At 60.5% G+C, this 16,704-nt stretch carries 15 protein-coding genes; 10 read left to right on the forward strand and 5 right to left on the reverse strand.

Annotation, left to right across the window (positions count from 1 at the left end; genetic code table 11):
• Positions 1–9: 9 nt before the first annotated feature.
• A complete protein-coding gene (locus tag FHT76_RS27440; protein WP_259129473.1) occupies positions 10–1,005 on the reverse strand; it encodes an aldo/keto reductase in 996 nt (331 codons plus the stop codon).
• Positions 1,006–1,107: 102 nt separating this feature from the next.
• Between FHT76_RS27440 and FHT76_RS27445 the strand changes: the two genes are divergently transcribed.
• The 3 genes from FHT76_RS27445 to FHT76_RS27455 all read left to right on the forward strand — a co-directional run bounded on the left by FHT76_RS27445 (position 1,108) and on the right by FHT76_RS27455 (position 4,964).
• The gene (locus tag FHT76_RS27445) at positions 1,108–2,013 is read left to right on the forward strand and encodes a LysR family transcriptional regulator (protein WP_183861113.1); all 906 of its coding nucleotides are present in this window, start codon (positions 1,108–1,110) and stop codon (positions 2,011–2,013) included.
• 156 nt (positions 2,014–2,169) lie between these two features.
• Positions 2,170–3,417 (forward strand): TCR/Tet family MFS transporter, encoded by a 1,248-nt coding sequence (locus FHT76_RS27450; RefSeq protein ID WP_183861111.1) that lies wholly within the window; start codon positions 2,170–2,172, stop codon positions 3,415–3,417.
• A gap of 143 nt (positions 3,418–3,560) precedes the next feature.
• Complete coding sequence (locus FHT76_RS27455) at positions 3,561–4,964, forward strand: MATE family efflux transporter (RefSeq protein WP_183861109.1); 1,404 nt, start codon at positions 3,561–3,563, stop codon at positions 4,962–4,964.
• Positions 4,965–4,979: 15 nt separating this feature from the next.
• On the opposite strand, the gene FHT76_RS27460 is transcribed toward FHT76_RS27455, so the two are convergent.
• Positions 4,980–5,300 (reverse strand): antibiotic biosynthesis monooxygenase, encoded by a 321-nt coding sequence (locus FHT76_RS27460; protein WP_183861107.1) that lies wholly within the window; start codon positions 5,298–5,300, stop codon positions 4,980–4,982.
• A gap of 323 nt (positions 5,301–5,623) precedes the next feature.
• On the opposite strand from FHT76_RS27460, the gene FHT76_RS27465 reads away from it, so the two are divergent.
• A complete protein-coding gene (locus FHT76_RS27465; protein WP_259129474.1) occupies positions 5,624–6,154 on the forward strand; it encodes a dihydrofolate reductase family protein in 531 nt (176 codons plus the stop codon).
• Positions 6,155–6,207: 53 nt separating this feature from the next.
• Here the strand turns inward: FHT76_RS27465 and FHT76_RS27470 are convergent, their stop codons facing one another.
• Together FHT76_RS27470 and carA are read right to left on the reverse strand one after the other, a co-directional pair.
• The gene (locus tag FHT76_RS27470) at positions 6,208–6,501 is read right to left on the reverse strand and encodes a hypothetical protein (protein ID WP_183861103.1); all 294 of its coding nucleotides are present in this window, start codon (positions 6,499–6,501) and stop codon (positions 6,208–6,210) included.
• 147 nt (positions 6,502–6,648) lie between these two features.
• Positions 6,649–7,854: a glutamine-hydrolyzing carbamoyl-phosphate synthase small subunit gene (gene carA, locus FHT76_RS27475; RefSeq protein WP_183754298.1), complete on the reverse strand. Its 1,206-nt coding sequence runs from the start codon at positions 7,852–7,854 to the stop codon at positions 6,649–6,651.
• Between the two features lie 273 nt (positions 7,855–8,127).
• Between carA and FHT76_RS27480 the strand changes: the two genes are divergently transcribed.
• Positions 8,128–8,580 carry a GatB/YqeY domain-containing protein gene (locus FHT76_RS27480; RefSeq protein WP_183754780.1) on the forward strand — a complete coding sequence of 151 codons (453 nt, stop codon included), beginning with the start codon at positions 8,128–8,130 and terminating at the stop codon, positions 8,578–8,580.
• Here the strand turns inward: FHT76_RS27480 and FHT76_RS27485 are convergent, their stop codons facing one another.
• Entirely contained in the window at positions 8,581–9,459 is an 879-nt protein-coding gene (locus FHT76_RS27485; RefSeq protein WP_259129475.1) for a hypothetical protein, read from the reverse strand.
• Positions 9,460–10,122: 663 nt separating this feature from the next.
• Here FHT76_RS27485 and dnaG point away from each other — a divergent pair.
• From dnaG to FHT76_RS27510, 5 genes are all read left to right on the forward strand, one after another.
• Positions 10,123–12,108, forward strand: a complete 1,986-nt coding sequence (dnaG, locus tag FHT76_RS27490) for a DNA primase (RefSeq protein WP_183861099.1) — start codon at positions 10,123–10,125, stop codon at positions 12,106–12,108.
• Positions 12,105–13,964, forward strand: coding sequence for a DNA helicase RecQ (gene recQ / locus FHT76_RS27495; protein WP_183861097.1), 1,860 nt, complete (start codon positions 12,105–12,107; stop codon positions 13,962–13,964). Before dnaG ends, recQ begins: the two co-directional genes overlap by 4 nt.
• Before the next feature lie 164 nt (positions 13,965–14,128).
• Positions 14,129–15,187, forward strand: a complete 1,059-nt coding sequence (locus tag FHT76_RS27500) for a catalase family peroxidase (RefSeq protein ID WP_183861094.1) — start codon at positions 14,129–14,131, stop codon at positions 15,185–15,187.
• Entirely contained in the window at positions 15,184–15,720 is a 537-nt protein-coding gene (locus FHT76_RS27505; RefSeq protein ID WP_183861092.1) for a cytochrome b, read from the forward strand. The genes FHT76_RS27500 and FHT76_RS27505 overlap by 4 nt, the downstream gene beginning before the upstream one ends.
• Positions 15,721–15,819: 99 nt before the next feature.
• Positions 15,820–16,548, forward strand: a complete 729-nt coding sequence (locus FHT76_RS27510) for a bifunctional 2-polyprenyl-6-hydroxyphenol methylase/3-demethylubiquinol 3-O-methyltransferase UbiG (protein ID WP_183861090.1) — start codon at positions 15,820–15,822, stop codon at positions 16,546–16,548.
• The last annotated feature ends 156 nt before the right edge of the window (positions 16,549–16,704 follow it).

Consider the following 16,704-nt stretch of genomic DNA (forward strand, 5'->3'; position numbering starts at 1 on the left):
TGGACCAGATCACTTTTCACTGTCCATGTGCTTGAGTTGGGCTTCGGGATAGCGGGCGCCGGCTGCAGCATCCTTGGGGACGGCTCGTTCGATGGTAGCCATGTCTTCTGCGGACAATTGCACAGCGCGTGAGCCGAGTGCCTCCGTCAGCCGGTCGCGTCGCCGTGCACCTATCAGAGCCACGATGTCCTGCCCTTGAGCGGACACCCAGGCGATGGCGATCTGCGCCACCGATACCTGCTTCGCCTGCGCGATCTTGCGCAACTCCTCCACGAGCGCGAGGTTCTGATCGATATTGCCGTCCTGGAAGCGCGGGCTCATGCCGCGGAAATCGCCGGTGCCGCTTCCCTGTCCCTTCTGCCAATGGCCGCTGATCAGGCCGCGTGAGAGAACGCCGTAGGCGGTAATGGCAATGCCGAGTTCGCGGCAGGTCGGCAGTATTTGGTCCTCTATGCCGCGTGAGATCAACGAATACTCGATCTGCAGGTCGCAGATCGAATGGGTGCTCGCCGCCCGGCGAATGCTGTCCGCGCCGACTTCGGACAGGCCGACATGCCTTATATAACCAGCCTTGATCATGTCGCCGATCGTGCCGACCGTCTCCTCGATCGGAACATTGGGATCCAGGCGCGCAGGGCGGTAAACATCGATGTAGTCGACGCCGAGGCGTTTCAGCGTATAGGCAAGGAAGTTCTTGATCGCCGCCGGGCGGGAGTCGTAACCGCTCCAGTTGCCGACCGGATCGCGTAGCGCTCCGAATTTGACGCTGATGACGACCTCATCCCGCTTACGGTCGTTCAGCGCTTCGCCTATCAACATTTCGTTATGGCCCATGCCATAGAAATCGCCGGTATCAAGCAGATTGATGCCGACGTCGAGAGCCGCGTGGATCGTTGCGATGCTTTCGCTGCGGTCGGATGGCCCGTACATGCCGGACATGCCCATGCAGCCGAGTCCGATCGCCGACACCATGGGACCGGTTTTTCCCAATCGATGCATCTCCATTTCTGTCTCCATGCATGTGTTGATGTTCGGACGAGTTTTAGCGCGCCGGCCTTCGTGCGATAATCCATGCAAATGTGAACGGGCTGTACGGGAAAATGCACGATGGAAGACCTTCCCCTCAATGATGTGGATGCCTTCACAGCCATTGCAAGGGAGCGCAGCTTTCGCGCGGCGGCGCGCAAGCGTGGCGTTTCGGCTTCGTCGCTCAGCGACTCGCTGCGCCGCCTCGAGGAGCGCGTCGGCGTTCGCCTGCTCAATCGAACGACGCGCAGTGTCACACCGACGGAGGCGGGAGAACGGTTGCTCGAGCGGCTTGCACCCGCTCTAGGGGAAGTTTCCCAGGCACTCCAGCAGCTCGACACATTTCGCGACAACCCGAGCGGGACGTTGCGGCTCAACGTGCCGATGATCGCCGTACGGCTGTTTCTGCCCGATCTCGCCAATCGCTTTTTGAGGCGTTATCCGCAGATCTCGCTTGAGATCGTCGGCGAAGACTCTTTCGTCGATGTGCTTGCCGCCGGCTATGACGCCGGCATTCGCTATGACGAGCGTCTCGAGCGGGACATGATTGCTGTGCCAATTGGGCCGCGCAGGCAGAGATATGTCACGGCCGCCGCGCCGGATTATCTGGCGCGGCGTGGTGTACCCAAGCACCCGCGCGATCTGCTTGAGCACGATTGCGTCCGGCACCGCTTCCTCAGCGGAACCGCTTTGCCATGGGAGTTCGAGCGCGGCGAAGAAACCTTGATGATTACGCCGAAGGGGCCGATTGTCGCCAATGCAATCGATATGGAAGTTTCTGCCGCCGTTGCGGGGCTTGGGATCATACGCACATTCGAGGAGGTCGTCTCCCCGGCCGTCGAAACGGGTGCGCTCGTGCCTGTTCTCGAAGAATGGGTGAGTGAATTTTCCGGGCCATTTCTCTACTATGCCGGTCGTAAGCATTTGCCACCCTCGCTTCGCGCTTTTGTCGACTTCGTCAAAGGCGAACGGGTCAAAGGCGGCTAGAATCTGCCTTTGTTCCGCTTCTCCATCAACAGAAGTCGTGCGCCTATCAAAAGATTTGAAATGTTCACGGATTGTTTCGCTAATATGCGTGAGCTATGTAACATGATCGGCGACGAGTTCGTCTTTCCAGAAAACAACCTACTGTAGAGATCTCTGATGCTCGATCCGAAATTCGTTCGTCGTGGCCTCTTCCTCGTCTTCATGATCCTGTTTCTCGACGTGATCGGGATCGCGATCATCATGCCGGTACTGCCGGCGTATTTGGAGCAATTGACGGGTGGCTCGGTAAGCGACGCAGCCCTCGACGGCGGGTGGCTGCTCGTCGTTTATGCGGGCATGCAATTCCTGTTTGCGCCATTTCTCGGCAATCTCAGCGATCGTTTCGGGCGACGTCCGATCCTGCTGCTGTCGGTGCTGACTTTTGCTATCGACAATTTCATCTGTGCGGTGGCAACCAGCTTCTGGATGCTGTTCGTGGGCCGGGCGCTGGCCGGCCTTAGCGGCGGCAGTTTTGCGACCTGTTCCGCCTACATTGCCGATATCAGCAACGATGAAAATCGCGCCAAGAATTTCGGGCTGATCGGTATTGCCTTCGGCGTCGGTTTCACGATCGGACCGGTCATTGGCGGCGTCCTCGGCGAATTCGGACCCCGGGTGCCGTTCCTCGGAGCCGCGGCGCTCTCATTCGCAAATTTCGTTGCGGCCTACTTCCTGTTGCCCGAGACCTTGGACGCTAGGCACCGTCGGGCCTTCGAATGGAAACGCGCCAATCCACTCGGCACGCTGAAGCAGATGCGGAGCTATCCGGGCATCGGCCCGATCTGTGCCGTCATGTTCCTCTTCTGGCTGGCGCATGCCGTCTATCCGGCCGTCTGGTCCTTCGTATCGACCTATCGCTACGGTTGGAGCGAGGGGCAGATCGGCCTATCACTCGGCATCTATGGGATCGGTGCGGCCTTCGTCATGGCTGTCATTTTGCCGAGGATTGTGCCGGTACTTGGCGAGTGGAAGACGGCTGTGCTTGGCTTATCCTTTTCCGTTGTCGGCCTGACCGGCTACGCCTTCGCGTGGGAGGGCTGGATGGTCTATACTGTTATCGTGCTGACCGTGATGGAGAACGTCGCCGATCCGCCGCTCAGAAGTATTGCTGCAGCCAAGGTGCCGCCGTCGGCTCAGGGAGAGTTGCAGGGGGCGCTGACCAGCCTCAGCAGCATCACGACAATTGTCGGGCCACTGATCTTTACCCAGCTGTTCGGCTACTTCACGCGGCCAGAGGCCCCGGTGCGCTTCGCCGGAGCTCCATATCTGCTCGCGGCCGTCATCATCCTGATTGCAGCCCTCGTGTTTCTAGCGAGGGTGCGCACGATCAAAGCCGCCGAGGTCGTGGAACAGCCAGCGGAGTGAGCCATCAGAATTCGTGATGCGATGATGAATTTTTCATCATTTGCACAGTTTTGCGTAGTTCTTTGCCGGGCTTTGAACTAAGCCCTGTTGATTACTTTGCCGCAAGTTGCGGCCATCACCAATTCAATCACAGGAACAGTGTCATGGACACGCCGATCGACGCGCGCAAGCTTGCGCCGAAAACCGATAACCATTGGGCTGCGCATTTCCGCGCGACGCTGGCGCTCGGCATCCCGCTGATCGGCGCGCAGCTTGCCCAGCTTGGCATCAACACGACCGATGTGATGATCGTCGGCCGTCTCGGTGCGGAGAATCTGGCTGCGATGGTATTGTCGGCACAGTTCCTTTTCACGATCCTCGTCTTTGGGTCGGGCTTTGCCATTGCTGTCATACCGATGGTCGCACAAGCCTACGGCAAGGGCGACGTCGTCAGCGTGCGCCGCTCGCTGCGCATGGGTCTATGGGTCGTGCTGGCCTATTGGGTGATCATGCTGCCGGCATTCTTCAACTCTGAGCGGATATTGCTCGCCGCCGGGCAGAAGCCGGACGTGGCGGCACTGGCGCATGGCTACATCCTGATCGGCCAGTTCGGCGTGCTGCCTGGCCTGCTCTATAACGTCATGCGGGCGCTGGTGAGCGCGATCGGGCGTGCGGCCGTCATTCTGAACGTGACGATCGCAATGCTCGTGCTGAACGCCTTCTTTGCCTATGCGCTGGTGCTCGGCCATTTCGGCTTTCCGGCGATGGGCCTGGAGGGCGCGGCGATCGTGTCAGTGGTCGTGCAGATTGCCGGCTTCCTGTTCATCGTTGGCTATGTCCAGAGCAGGGCGGAGACGCGACGCTACGAAATTTTCGTGCGCTTCTGGCGTCCGGACTGGAAGGCATTCTGGGAGGTTGTCCGTCTCGGTCTGCCGATCAGCGTGACGATCCTGGCCGAGGTGAGCCTCTTTACCGTGGCGTCGCTGCTGATGGGGCATATCGGAACGATCGAGCTTGCCGCTCACGGCATCGCGCTGCAATGGGCCTCGATCGCCTTCATGATCCCGCTCGGCTTGTCGCAGGCGGCAACCGTTCGGGTTGGTGTAGCGCATGGGCAGGGTGATTACACTGCAGTCGTGCGGGCCTCGATCGCTGTCGTCGTCATCGCCTGTGTGATTGCTGTCGCCGGTAGCATTGTGTTTGCTGCCGTTCCTGAATTCCTGGGAAGCTGGTTCCTCGATACCAAATTACCGGAGGCGCCGCAGGTGCTTGCCTATGCCGGGCCGCTGATCGTCGTGGCGGGTCTGTTTCAGTTGGTCGATGGCCTGCAGGCAATCGCCAATGGATTGTTGCGTGGTCTGAAGGATGCGCGCGTGCCGATGATTCTGGCGCTGATTGCCTATTGGCCGATCGGGTTCTTCCTCGCCTGGGCCTTTGCGTTCCCGCTTGGCTTTGGTGGTATCGGCATCTGGTTCGGCTTCCTGGTCGGGCTTGCGGCGGCAGCCGTGATGCTTTGCGGACGCTTCTACCTGCTTCTCCGTCGCGAGAAGGATATGGCCGGCGTCTAGCCGGCCAATTCGGAATCAAGCCGCCACCGGCTTGTAGTTGGCAATGTCGGCGCGAATGCCGAGCCGCTGAAACAGCGCCTGCGGATCGAAGTTTCGGGCGCGATGGGCGGCTTGCACCGCAGCCTTCACCCGTTCGATCACCTCGGCGCTTTCCCATTGGGCAATCGTCACGAAATTGAATTCGCCCGGGCCGGAAACCTGTTCCAGCACCTGATGGCTGATAAAACCGTCCTGCGCCCGCAAAACCTCGTGCGTCTTCAGCACGTTCATCAGAAACTCCTCGCGCGCAGCCTCCGGAACCGCAAACTTGTCGATCCGGTAAAACTCTCCATTCATCCTCATCTCCTTTGCTTTGGATGTCACCAACGCGGGTGTAATTCCTCAAGTTAAGTTGAGGTCAATAGGCCGAAACAACAATGTCCACTGGCGAGCATGGGCGAATGGACGACATCGGGGCTGACGCTGCGGTTAGGCGGTGAACCCGTAAGCCCGAAATGATCATGGGCGGTCGTGAGGACCCGATCCGCTTGTGCGTGCAGGCCGGAGAGCGGTGCCTTCGGAGTGATCTGGTCAACGAAGCGGCATCGGATTGTAGCCAACCTCATTTCTGCGTAGCATCGGCCAAGCCGTATTTCAGCAACTTGGGGGAGAGCTGCAGCATGGCGAAGCTCGTATTTGCTTTGAACCAGTCCCTTGATGGTTACGTCGACCATACGGAATTTTCGCCTGATCCCGCGCTCTTTCGTCATTTCATTGATGACGTTCGCGGCCTTGCCGGCAGTGTGTACGGTCGTCGCATGTATGAGGTGATGCGGTACTGGGACGACGACCGTTCCGAGTGGGACGACGCGAAGCGCGACTATGCAGCGGCATGGCGGCGCCAACCGAAATGGGTCGTGTCGCGCTCGTTGCAATCAGTAGGGCCGAACGCCACCCTTGTCGTGGATAACGTCGAGACGACGATACGCGGGCTGAAAACGCGACTGGATGGGGACATTGAAGTTTCCGGGCCTGAGTTGGCGCGAAGTCTGACCGATCTCGGTCTGGTCGATGAGTATCGGCTGTACCTCCATCCCGTCGTGCTTGGTCGCGGCAAACCGCTTTTTGCAGGCCCGCGGCCGCCGCTGCGCCTGGTCGCGAGCGATCGAATCGGCGCAGACGTGATCAGGTTGACATATGTTCCAGCATAGGCGCGCCACCAACCCGACGGCCTGCTCGCCTCGAGCCCCCAGTGGCCTACAGCCTAGTAGTTATACATCGACATCGGATCATTGACGCAGGCGTAGTCCAGCAGACACTGTTTCCCGCTGCCGTCACGCAAACTTGCCGTACTCAGCTTGTCGCCAGGCCCACACTGCGCCGGCGGATAGCGAAAGTTGCGGCCGCCGAAGCCGAGACGGACATAGACCTTTTTGGACTGGCGTATGATCTGCGCGAGCTGCGCGCAGCTGTAATCTTTTGCATCGACCTTCACAGGCCCGGCGGCAAGAGATACCGTCGGGAGCAAGCACGCAACTGCTAGTATCAAGCACCTCATGGCTGCCTCCCTCACTGAAATGCAGTAAATCAGCAGTTGCGGCACCTTTCAAACGGATATCGCGTGGCTGCGGTCGCAGCTGCGCGTAATAGCTGCAAAAAATAAAAAAGCCCGCCGGAGCGGGCTTTAGAATTGCAGGAATGCGTCTCAGCGCTCTGCGAGGGCTTCCTCGCCCTTCTTCGCGCGCACCAGATTGATAAAGCGACGGAAGAGGTAGTGGCTGTCCTGCGGGCCGGGGGAAGCCTCCGGGTGGTGCTGAACCGAGAAGATCGCCTTGCCGGCGACGCGCAGGCCGCAGTTGGTGCCGTCGAAGAGGGAAACGTGAGTCTCTTCAACGCCATCGGGCAGAGACTTCGTGTCGACCGCGAAGCCGTGGTTCATCGAGACGATCTCGACCTTGCCCGTGGTGTGGTCCTTGACCGGATGGTTGGCGCCGTGGTGGCCCTGGTGCATCTTTTCGGTCTTGGCGCCGAGCGCGAGTCCCAGCATCTGATGGCCGAGGCAGATGCCGAAAACCGGAATGTCGGTCTTGATCAGTTTCTGGATGACGGGAACGGCGTATTCGCCCGTTGCGGCCGGGTCGCCCGGGCCGTTCGACAGGAAGATGCCGTCGGGCTGCATGGCGAGAACTTCCTCGGCGCTCGTAGTCGCCGGCATGACGGTGACCTTGCAGTCAAGGCCGGCAAAGAGGCGCAGGATGTTGCGCTTTACGCCGTAGTCGAGGCAGACGACGTGGTACTTGGCGTCTTCGGCCCTCAGCTCTCCGTAGCCTTCGTTCCAGATCCACGGGGTCTGCGCCCACTGCGACGACTGGCCCGACGAAGCGATCTTGGCGAGGTCGAGGCCTTCGAGGCCGCTCCAGGCCTTGGCTTCCGCCTTCAGCGTCTCGACGTCGAAGACGCCGTTCGGATCATGGGCGATGACCGCGTTCGGGGAACCATTTTCACGGATCCAGGCGGTCAGCGCACGCGTGTCGATGCCGCAGAGGCCGATGATGCCGCGAGCCTTCAACCAGGCGTCGAGGTGCTTGACGGCGCGGTAGTTGGACGGATCGGTGATGTCGGCCTTGAAGATGACGCCGACCGCGCCGTGGCGTGCCGCCGGCGTCAGGTCTTCGATGTCTTCGTCGTTGGTGCCGATGTTGCCGATGTGCGGGAAGGTGAAGGTGACAATCTGGCCGAGATAGGAAGGGTCGGTCAGGATCTCCTCGTAGCCGGTCAGCGCCGTGTTGAAGACCACCTCGGCCTGGACCTTGCCGGTCGCGCCGATGCCCTTGCCTTCAATGACGGTTCCGTCTGCGAGAACGAGCAGGGCGGTCGGCTTTTCGGTTGTCCAGGGTGCTGTCGCGGTCATCTTCATCCCGTTTCCGGCGGCCACACGTCCTTGGGCAACGTTGGCCGGCCATTTGGTTCGCAAGCATACGCACGCGGCAAGGCGCGCGCTCTCAGGCCTGATCACGAATTTTGGTGCAGGTGGCGGTAAATAGCCACGCTATTGCGCGAGGTCAATCTTTGTACCGCACATTCTGCCGGTTTTCTCGCGCTTTCTGCCGTCGTTTTCCGCAATTTATTTGATCCCATGCATTCGCGTGGTTTATGAAGCGGCAACCAAACAGGAGTGATTATGATGTTGCGCGATCAACTCGCCGCCGCCCTCAAGGATGCCATGAAGTCCAAGAACGCCGAGCGTCTCTCGACGGTTCGCCTGATTCAGGCCGGGATCAAGGACCGTGACATCGCCAATCGCGGCGCAGGCAAGGAAGAGGCCAGCGACGACGAGATTCTGCAGATCCTTGCCAAGATGGTGAAGCAGCGCGACGAATCGGCGAAGATCTACGAAGAGAACGCCCGGCCGGAGCTGGCTGCCAAGGAGCGCGCCGAGATCACCGTGCTGCAGGACTTCCTGCCGAAACAGCTCTCCGACGCGGAAGTCCGCAGCAATATTGCGGCGATCATCGCCGAGACCGGTGCTGCCGGGCCGAAGGACATGGGCAAGGTGATGGCGGTGCTCAAGGAGCGCTATGCCGGCCAGATGGATTTCTCCAAGGCCTCCGGCGCGGTCAAGGAGCAGCTGAACTGATCAGCGCAGGCTCGCCGTCTTCCCGGCGGCGGGCCCAAGCACCGCCTCCGCGGCAGCGTCGACAACGGCGAACTTGGCTGCTTGGTAGCCCCAATATTCCATGACAAAACCCTGCGAGAGCCAGGTATCGCCTTTGTAGGGCGGCTGAGTCCAGCCGACGCTTCCCATTTCCGAGGCCTGCGTCAGCAGGCGCTTCAGATGCGTGTTGGAGATCATGAACTGGTCACGGATGTCCTTTAGCGACAATCGCCCGATGTCGACCCGATCCGACCTGCGATCGAAGGTGTCGATGCGGCTCATGAGGTAGTCCATGATCAGGCCACCGGAATTGGCCCAGTTGAACAAATTGTATGTTGCGCCGGGATCGCGCACGGCGTCGCTATCGATGATCGCCTTGGAAATCAGCGGCTGCATCTTGGCGAAGGCAGACGGATCGGCGTTGATCCGGTCCAGCCGATTGCCGCCGTCCAGACTATCAAGAATGAAAAGGTGGGTGGCGAGCCATCGGAAGAAGTGTTCGTGGGCGGTCTCGGTCGGCTCCAACAGGCGCGTGCGCTTGTCGCTTGCGCTCTCGACAGGGCGAAGAAACCGGTAGGCGAGCATTTCCTGGATGAAAGCAGCGGCGGTATTGCGGCTTGCAATCCTGTTCGCCACAACGAAGGCGATGAAACGGCCCGAATAGAGGCCTAGCTTCGGTTCGCCGGGATAGCCGAAATGAAGGGCGAAACCGGCATGGGCCATCAGCCAGCGCTGTTGAGCGGCGAAGATCGAAGCGATACGCGGGCTTTCGCGATAGATCGCCAGCATTTCGCGGGCGCAATGCAATACGGCCACAAAGAAGGCATCGCTTTCTAAAAAATCTTCAACTCTATGTGGCATTCGACCATCCCGCTATCTCGCTTCATTGGGCATCGTGCGATAACTGTCAATGCCTTCTGCGGCCGCTGGTGGCGACGAAAATATCAAAAAATGAAACCTAGGGGCGAAATTAAAGAAGGCAGGAGCTGGGGGTGCTCCTGCCTTCTTGCTCTTTGCTTCCGGTGGCGACGCAGGACCGAGATCCAAGCCAGCGGGTACTCGCAAAGGCACCCTCGCGAGGCGGCGCCGGGGGTAGGGATGGTGCCTCGCTTGGGGATCGCTTTGTTGACCCTGAGGTTATTGCGGCGCGGCAAGTGATTCAAATTACAAAAAAATAATGATTGGCGCCGGAGCCTGCCTCAGGTGTGGCATTTGCGCTAAGGATTGTGACTTCGGTGCAGGAAAACACCGTTCACAGCGGTCCAGAAGCCGTTGTTCTGCCATCGATTTTTGACGATCGGCAAGAAATTCGTCGCTCCCGATGCTGACGTTGCATACACGTAAAAGGCGGGCTCGGCCTGTCAGTGTCGCACCCCATGTCGCAGGGGTGGTAACGCATTTTTGAACGCGCTGATGGGACAATTTCCGATGGCGCGACGATCCTGTGAATAGCGCGTCGTTTGGGCAAATGCCGTGGCATGTGCTGACGAACCTGCTTATATGGACCCCAATCAAGAGGTTCCAATGCGCTTTTCCAACTCCTTTCTCGACGAGATACGCGATCGCGTGCCGATTTCGGACGTAATCGGTCGTCGCGTGAGCTGGGACAAACGCAAGACCAATGTCTCTCGCGGGGACTATTGGGCCTGCTGCCCGTTTCACGGGGAGAAGTCACCGAGCTTTCACTGCGAGGACCGCAAGGGACGCTACCACTGCTTCGGCTGTGGCGTCACCGGCGACCACTTCCGCTTCCTGACCGACCTTGAGGGATTGAGTTTTCCGGAAGCCGTGCAGCAGATCGCTGACATGGCGGGCGTTGCCATGCCGATTGCCGATCCGGTCATGGAGAAGCGCGAGAAGGAGCGTACCTCGCTTCTCGACGTGATGGAACTAGCGACCACGTTCTTCCAGGATCAGTTGCAGACGGCGAATGGCGCGCGGGCGCGCGCCTACCTCCGTGATCGCGGGCTGACGGGACGGACGATCGAGACCTTCCGGCTTGGCTTCGCGCCTGATAGCCGCAATGCCCTGAAGGAGTTTCTGGCAGGAAAGGGTGTTGGCAAGGAGCAGATCGAGGCGTGCGGTCTGGTTGTCCATGGTCCCGATATTCCGGTTTCCTATGATCGCTTCCGCGACCGCATCATGTTTCCGATCCTGTCATCCCGCGAGAAGGTCATCGCCTTCGGCGGACGTGCGATGTCACCGGATGCTCCCGCGAAGTACCTCAATTCCAATGAGACTGAGCTCTTCCACAAGGGCAATGTGCTTTACAATTTCGCGCGCGCCCGCCGTGCGACGCAGGGTGCAAGCGGTGAGGGCACGATCATCGCCGTCGAAGGCTATATGGACGTGATCGCGCTGCATCAGGCCGGTGTGGAGAATGCCGTGGCGCCGCTCGGCACGGCTCTGACCGAGAACCAGCTCGAACTCCTCTGGAAGATGACGCCACAGCCGGTACTTTGCTTCGACGGAGACGGCGCCGGCATTCGCGCCGCCAATCGTGCCGCCGATCTTGCGCTCCCGCACATCAAGCCGGGGCGTACCGTGCGCTTTGCTCTCCTCCCCGACGGCAAGGATCCGGACGATCTCGTCCGCGACGAGGGCCGCGCACCTTTCGATAAGGTCATGAGCCAAGCGAAGCCTCTGGCAGAAATGATCTGGAGCCGTGAGATCAATACCGGGCAGTTCGAGACGCCCGAAGGGAAAGCGGAGCTCGAAGCGCGGTTGAAGCAGCTGGTTGCCGTCATTGCCGATGAAAATGTGCGCCGGCACTACCAACAGGATATGCGCGACCGCCTGAACAGCTTCTTTCAGCCGCAATTCCAGAATCGCGGCAATGAGCGGCGAAGCTTTGATCGCGGCTCCGGCCAATCGCGTGGCCGAGGCAACGAAGGCCCACGTGGTCCGCGGCTTTCCGGAGGCGGCATTTCAGATCGGCTGGCGCGCTCGGGACTGGTGAAGGGCCATCAGGAAACACCGGCGTTGCGCGAGAGCGTGTTGGCTCTGACCGTCATCAATCATCCTGCCTTGATGCAGGACGAATATGATGAGATCGCTTCCATCGATTACGACAACCGCGAACTGCAGCGGCTTTGGTCGGTGATGCTCGGCGCTGCCGCTGCCGTCGCCGGGCCGCACCTGACGCGCGAATACCTGCTGGAGCGTATGGAGGAGCAGGGGTTTGGCGCGCTGCTGCAGGGTCTTGAGCAGCAAATCCGCAACGCCCGGCTTTGGATCGCCACGTCAGAGGCGGCGATGGAGGATGCACGCGAAGGCTACCGGCAGGCGCTCGCCTTCCACAAACGCGCCAAGGCTTTGCGCTTCCAGAAGATCGAACTTGAGCGTGAGATCGCCGCAGCGACCGAGGCCGGCAACGGGGACGTGATCGACCAGCTGATGCGCGCGCTCCAGGAGGTCCATTTCGAAGGGCTTCGCCTCGAGAATCAGGAAGCAATCATTGACGGCTTCGGCGTGCTCTCCGGTCGCGTCAAGGGAGCGGCGAGCCATTGAGGGATCCGAAGGACCGAGAATTTTCCGCTGGCGATGCGTTGTTCGGCGCCGAGCGGTCGCCACTTGCGATTCTCAACCGCGTCTACGGCTATCCCGCCTTTCGTGGCAAGCAGCAGCAAGTGGTCGATCATGTCGTCTCGGGGGGAGATGCCGTCGTTCTTTTCCCGACCGGGGCGGGCAAGTCGCTCTGCTTCCAGATTCCGGCGCTCTGCCGCGAGGGTCTCGGCATTGTCGTTTCGCCGCTAATTGCGCTGATGCGCGATCAAGTGGAAGCGATGAAGCAGATCGGCATCAGGGCGGCGGCGCTGAATTCCACGCTGTCGCGCGAGGAGTTCATCGACGTTCGCCGCGCGATTTCCACGGGCAAGCTCGATCTCCTCTACGTCACACCCGAGCGCATTCTTCTGGATGGATTTCGCGATACGATTGGTAATGCGAGAATTTCGCTTTTCGCTATCGACGAGGCGCACTGTGTTTCCCAATGGGGACATGATTTCCGCCCCGAATATCGCGAGCTCGGCAAGCTTGCGGAACAGTTCCCGGGTGTGCCGCGCATCGCGTTGACGGCCACGGCAGACCCGCATACCCGCGAGGATATCATCGAGCGCCTGGCGCTGAACAATGCCAAGGTCTTCACGACCAGCTTTGACCGGCCGAACATTTCCTATGAGATCGTCGAGCGGGACCAGCCGCGCCAGCAGTTGCTGCGGTTTCTCGCCGGCCACAAGGGCAACAGCGGCATCGTCTATTGCCTGTCGCGCGCCAAGGTCGAGGATACGGCCGAGTGGTTGAACGGCCACGGCATCCGAGCGCTGCCCTACCACGCCGGCATGGACCGGGCACTTCGGGACGCCAACCAGGACGCCTTTCTGAAAGAGGAAGAGCTTTGTCTCGTTGCAACTGTCGCCTTCGGCATGGGGATCGATAAGCCGAACGTTCGCTACGTCGCGCATCTCGACCTGCCGGGCTCGGTCGAGGCCTATTATCAGGAGACCGGTCGCGCCGGGCGTGACGGTCTGCCGTCCGAGGTCTGGATGGCGTACGGCATGGCCGATGTCATCCAGCGGCGGCGGATGATCGACGAGGGTGGAGCGGCCGACGATATCAAACGTGTAGAGCGTTCCAAGCTCAATGCGCTGCTGGCAATTTGCGAGACTGCTTCGTGTCGGCGTCAGGCGATCCTCGCGCATTTCGGCGAGGCGTATGCCGGCAAGTGCAGCGGCTGCGATACCTGCCTGAAGCCGGTTGAAACCTGGGACGGTACCGAGGCCGCGATCAAGGCGCTCGCGGCGATCTATCGCACAGGCGAGCGCTTCGGCACCGGGCATGTGGTCGATGTCCTGCTCGGCAACGTCAACGAGAAGACGGAGCGCTTCGGCCACACGACGATGCCGGTCTTCGGCGCGGGCAACGATCTGCCGGCGCGCACCTGGCAATCGGTCTTCCGGCAATTGCTCGCCATGGGGTTGGTCAGGGTCGATCAGCAGGCCTTCGGGGCCTTGAAGCTGGAGCCGGAGGCCCGCGCCGTGTTCAAGCATGAACGGGTGGTCTTTTTCCGCAAGGATCGCCCGGTTGCCGAACGCCGCTCGAAGCGCGTGGCGCAGGCCGAGCGTCGGTCGGTGCTGGCCGGTGACGACAACGTGCTTTTCGAAGCGCTGCGTGCCGAGCGGACAGCCATTGCCCGTTCGCTCGGCGTTCCGCCTTATGTCGTCTTCCCGGATACGACGCTGATCGCCTTCGCGACGGAGCGACCGCGCACGCATAAGGAAATGCTCAGTGTTTCCGGCGTCGGCCAGTCGAAGCTTGAGCGCTACGGAGACGCGTTTCTGGACGTGATCCTCAGCCACGACAGCTAGGCATTTGACCTCGTGGCGCAACGGTGCCATCTTTCGCAACGGAAATAATGGGATAGCCGCCCAGTTAGTGTGCTCGGTGCGGCTGTTCGGCTTACGTGAACTGACCTCCCAGCATTGCAGAGAACAGCCCACAGTACCCCGACTGACAAAACGGAGAGTGTTGGATGCCAGGCCCGTCGCCATCGCAGCAGCGTTCAGCGCTAGGATCTTTGGTGTTAATTGCTGCCGTGGTCGCCTTTGGCGCCGGCGCTTTTGCGTACACAGCCGGGTGGCTTTCCCCGGGTCGCCTTACCTCCACAAAGCTTGTCAGTGCCTTGGCGCCTCCCGGCGGACCCGCTCTTGGCCATCGGCGAAATCACGCGAAGGGTGTCTGCTTCACTGGCGTATTCGAAGCGAACGGCAATGGTGTCGCGCTGTCGCGGGCGACCGTATTCGCGGCGGGACAATATCCGGTCGTGGGGCGCTTCAACCTGGCGACACCCGACCCGAACGCGGCCGATCCCACCGTTAGGGTGCGCGGGCTCGGCGTGCAGATTTCGACACCAGACGGGGAGGTCTGGCGGATGGCGATGATCGATCCGCCGGTCTTTGCCGTGTCCACGCCGCAGGGATTCTATGAGCTGCTGCAGGCGGCCGGGAGCAAGGATCCCGCGGCAATGAAAACGTTCGTGGGGGCTCATCCGGAGTTCGCCGCGTTCGGCGAATGGGCAACGAAGGCTCCCTGGACTGCCAGCTACGCGGAAGTAACCTTCAACGGCCTCAATGCATTCATTTTCACGGATGGCGCGGGCAATGAGCACGCCGTTCGCTGGTCATTGCGGGCAGACGCGCAAGCGATGCCGATCACGAGCGAGGATTTTGCCAAGCTCGGTCCCAATCACTTGGAGGACGAGATTGCCGAACGCGTCGCGACGTCGCCGCAACGCTGGACGCTCGTGCTGACGGTCGCCGAGCCATCCGATCCGACGTCCGATCCGACAAAGGCCTGGCCGCCGGAGCGACGGACCGTTGAACCCGGTACGCTGGTCGTGCAGAAAATCGAGCCGGAGGCCGACGGCCCATGTCGAGACATCAATTTCGATCCGACCATTCTGCCTGATGGCATCAAGGTTTCCGACGATCCGTTCCCGGCAGCCCGCTCCGCTGCCTATGCCAAATCCTTCGATCTGCGCACCTCGGAAGCAAGCCATTATCCCCGAACAGCAGCGAGCGTAAAGCCATGACGGGCACGAACACGCACTTCAGCACCCTCCAGCGTCTGTTGCATTGGGTGATGGCGATCGGCATCCTGACAATGCTCTTCATCGGTGTCGGGATGGTGTCCACCATCGGGCGGCAATACGTGCCGTTGCTGGTGACACACAAGACGCTGGGCATTGCCATTCTCGTTCTTGCGTTGGTTCGCCTTGTGGTTCGCTTCATATCGGGGGCTCCGGCTTTGCCTGCCGATCTACCGGAGCCGATGAAGCTTGCGGCGTATCTATCTCATGTCGCGTTGTATGCGCTGATGATCGGTATGCCTTTGATCGGCTGGGCCATGATGTCGGCGGCCGGCTACCCCATCGTGCTGTACGGCGGGTTGCGGCTTCCGGCGATCGTGCCGCAGAGCGACAGCCTTCATGCGCTTCTTTGGGGCGCGCATTTCTATCTGGCCTTTGCCTTCTTCGCTCTCGTCTTGATGCACCTTGCGGCGGCGCTCTTTCACGGGCTCGTGCGTCGCGATGGCGTCCTTCAGACGATGCTGCCGGGCAAATAACGGCGGCGTGCGCCAGGAGTCGCCGCGATGTGAGGCTATCAATGAAACATTGAGATCGGGCGAGGTGTGTCTATATGGGCGGGCTGAAAGGATACGGCCATGGCCCAAAATATGTACGACAAGCCTGAATTCTTTGAAGGATACAGCCAGCTTTCGCGCTCGCTCCACGGGCTCGATGGCGCGGCGGAGTGGGAGTCCATCCAGACGGTGCTGCCGGCTTTGTCAGGCAAGCGCGTCGTCGATCTCGGTTGCGGCTTCGGCTGGTTTGCCCGCTACGCTGCGGGGCAGGGTGCAAGAAGCGTCCTCGGCTTTGACATCTCGGAGCGAATGATCGATCGGGCCAAACGGGAGACCGTCGACTCCACCGTTCGTTACGAGATCGCCGACCTCGAAACGCTCGAATTGCCACCGGCATCATTCGATCTCGCTTACAGTTCCTTGGCATTTCACTACATCGAGGATTTCAGCCGCTTGGCCGCCACCATCCACAGCGCGCTTGTGTCGGGTGGCGATTTCGTCTTCACGATCGAGCATCCGATCTATATGGCGCCGGCCAATCCCGGCTGGACGGCGGATCGCGAGGGGCGGCGGATCTGGCCGCTTGATGGCTATTCACGCGAAGGCAAGCGCACAACGGACTGGCTCGCAAAGGGCGTCGTGAAGTATCACCGTACGCTTGGAACCACCCTCAACACCCTGATCGCAAATGGCTTTTCGATCCGCCACGTCGAGGAATGGCGGCCGGGCGACGAGCAGCTTCGCGATCATCCCGAGTGGGCTGAAGAGATGGATAGGCCGATGTTCCTGCTGATCGCTGTGCAACGTTGAGGACGGCAAGACAGGCGCTTGGCTATGTGCTAGTGCAGGGCATCGGGAAACATCACAAGAAGGGCATTCAATGACCTCGCAATTCCTCTCCCACCTCCGCACCGAACTCGCCGCACTGAAGGATGCCGGGCTTTACAAGTCCGAGCGTGTCATCAC

This window comes from Rhizobium sp. BK176, assembly GCF_024808055.1.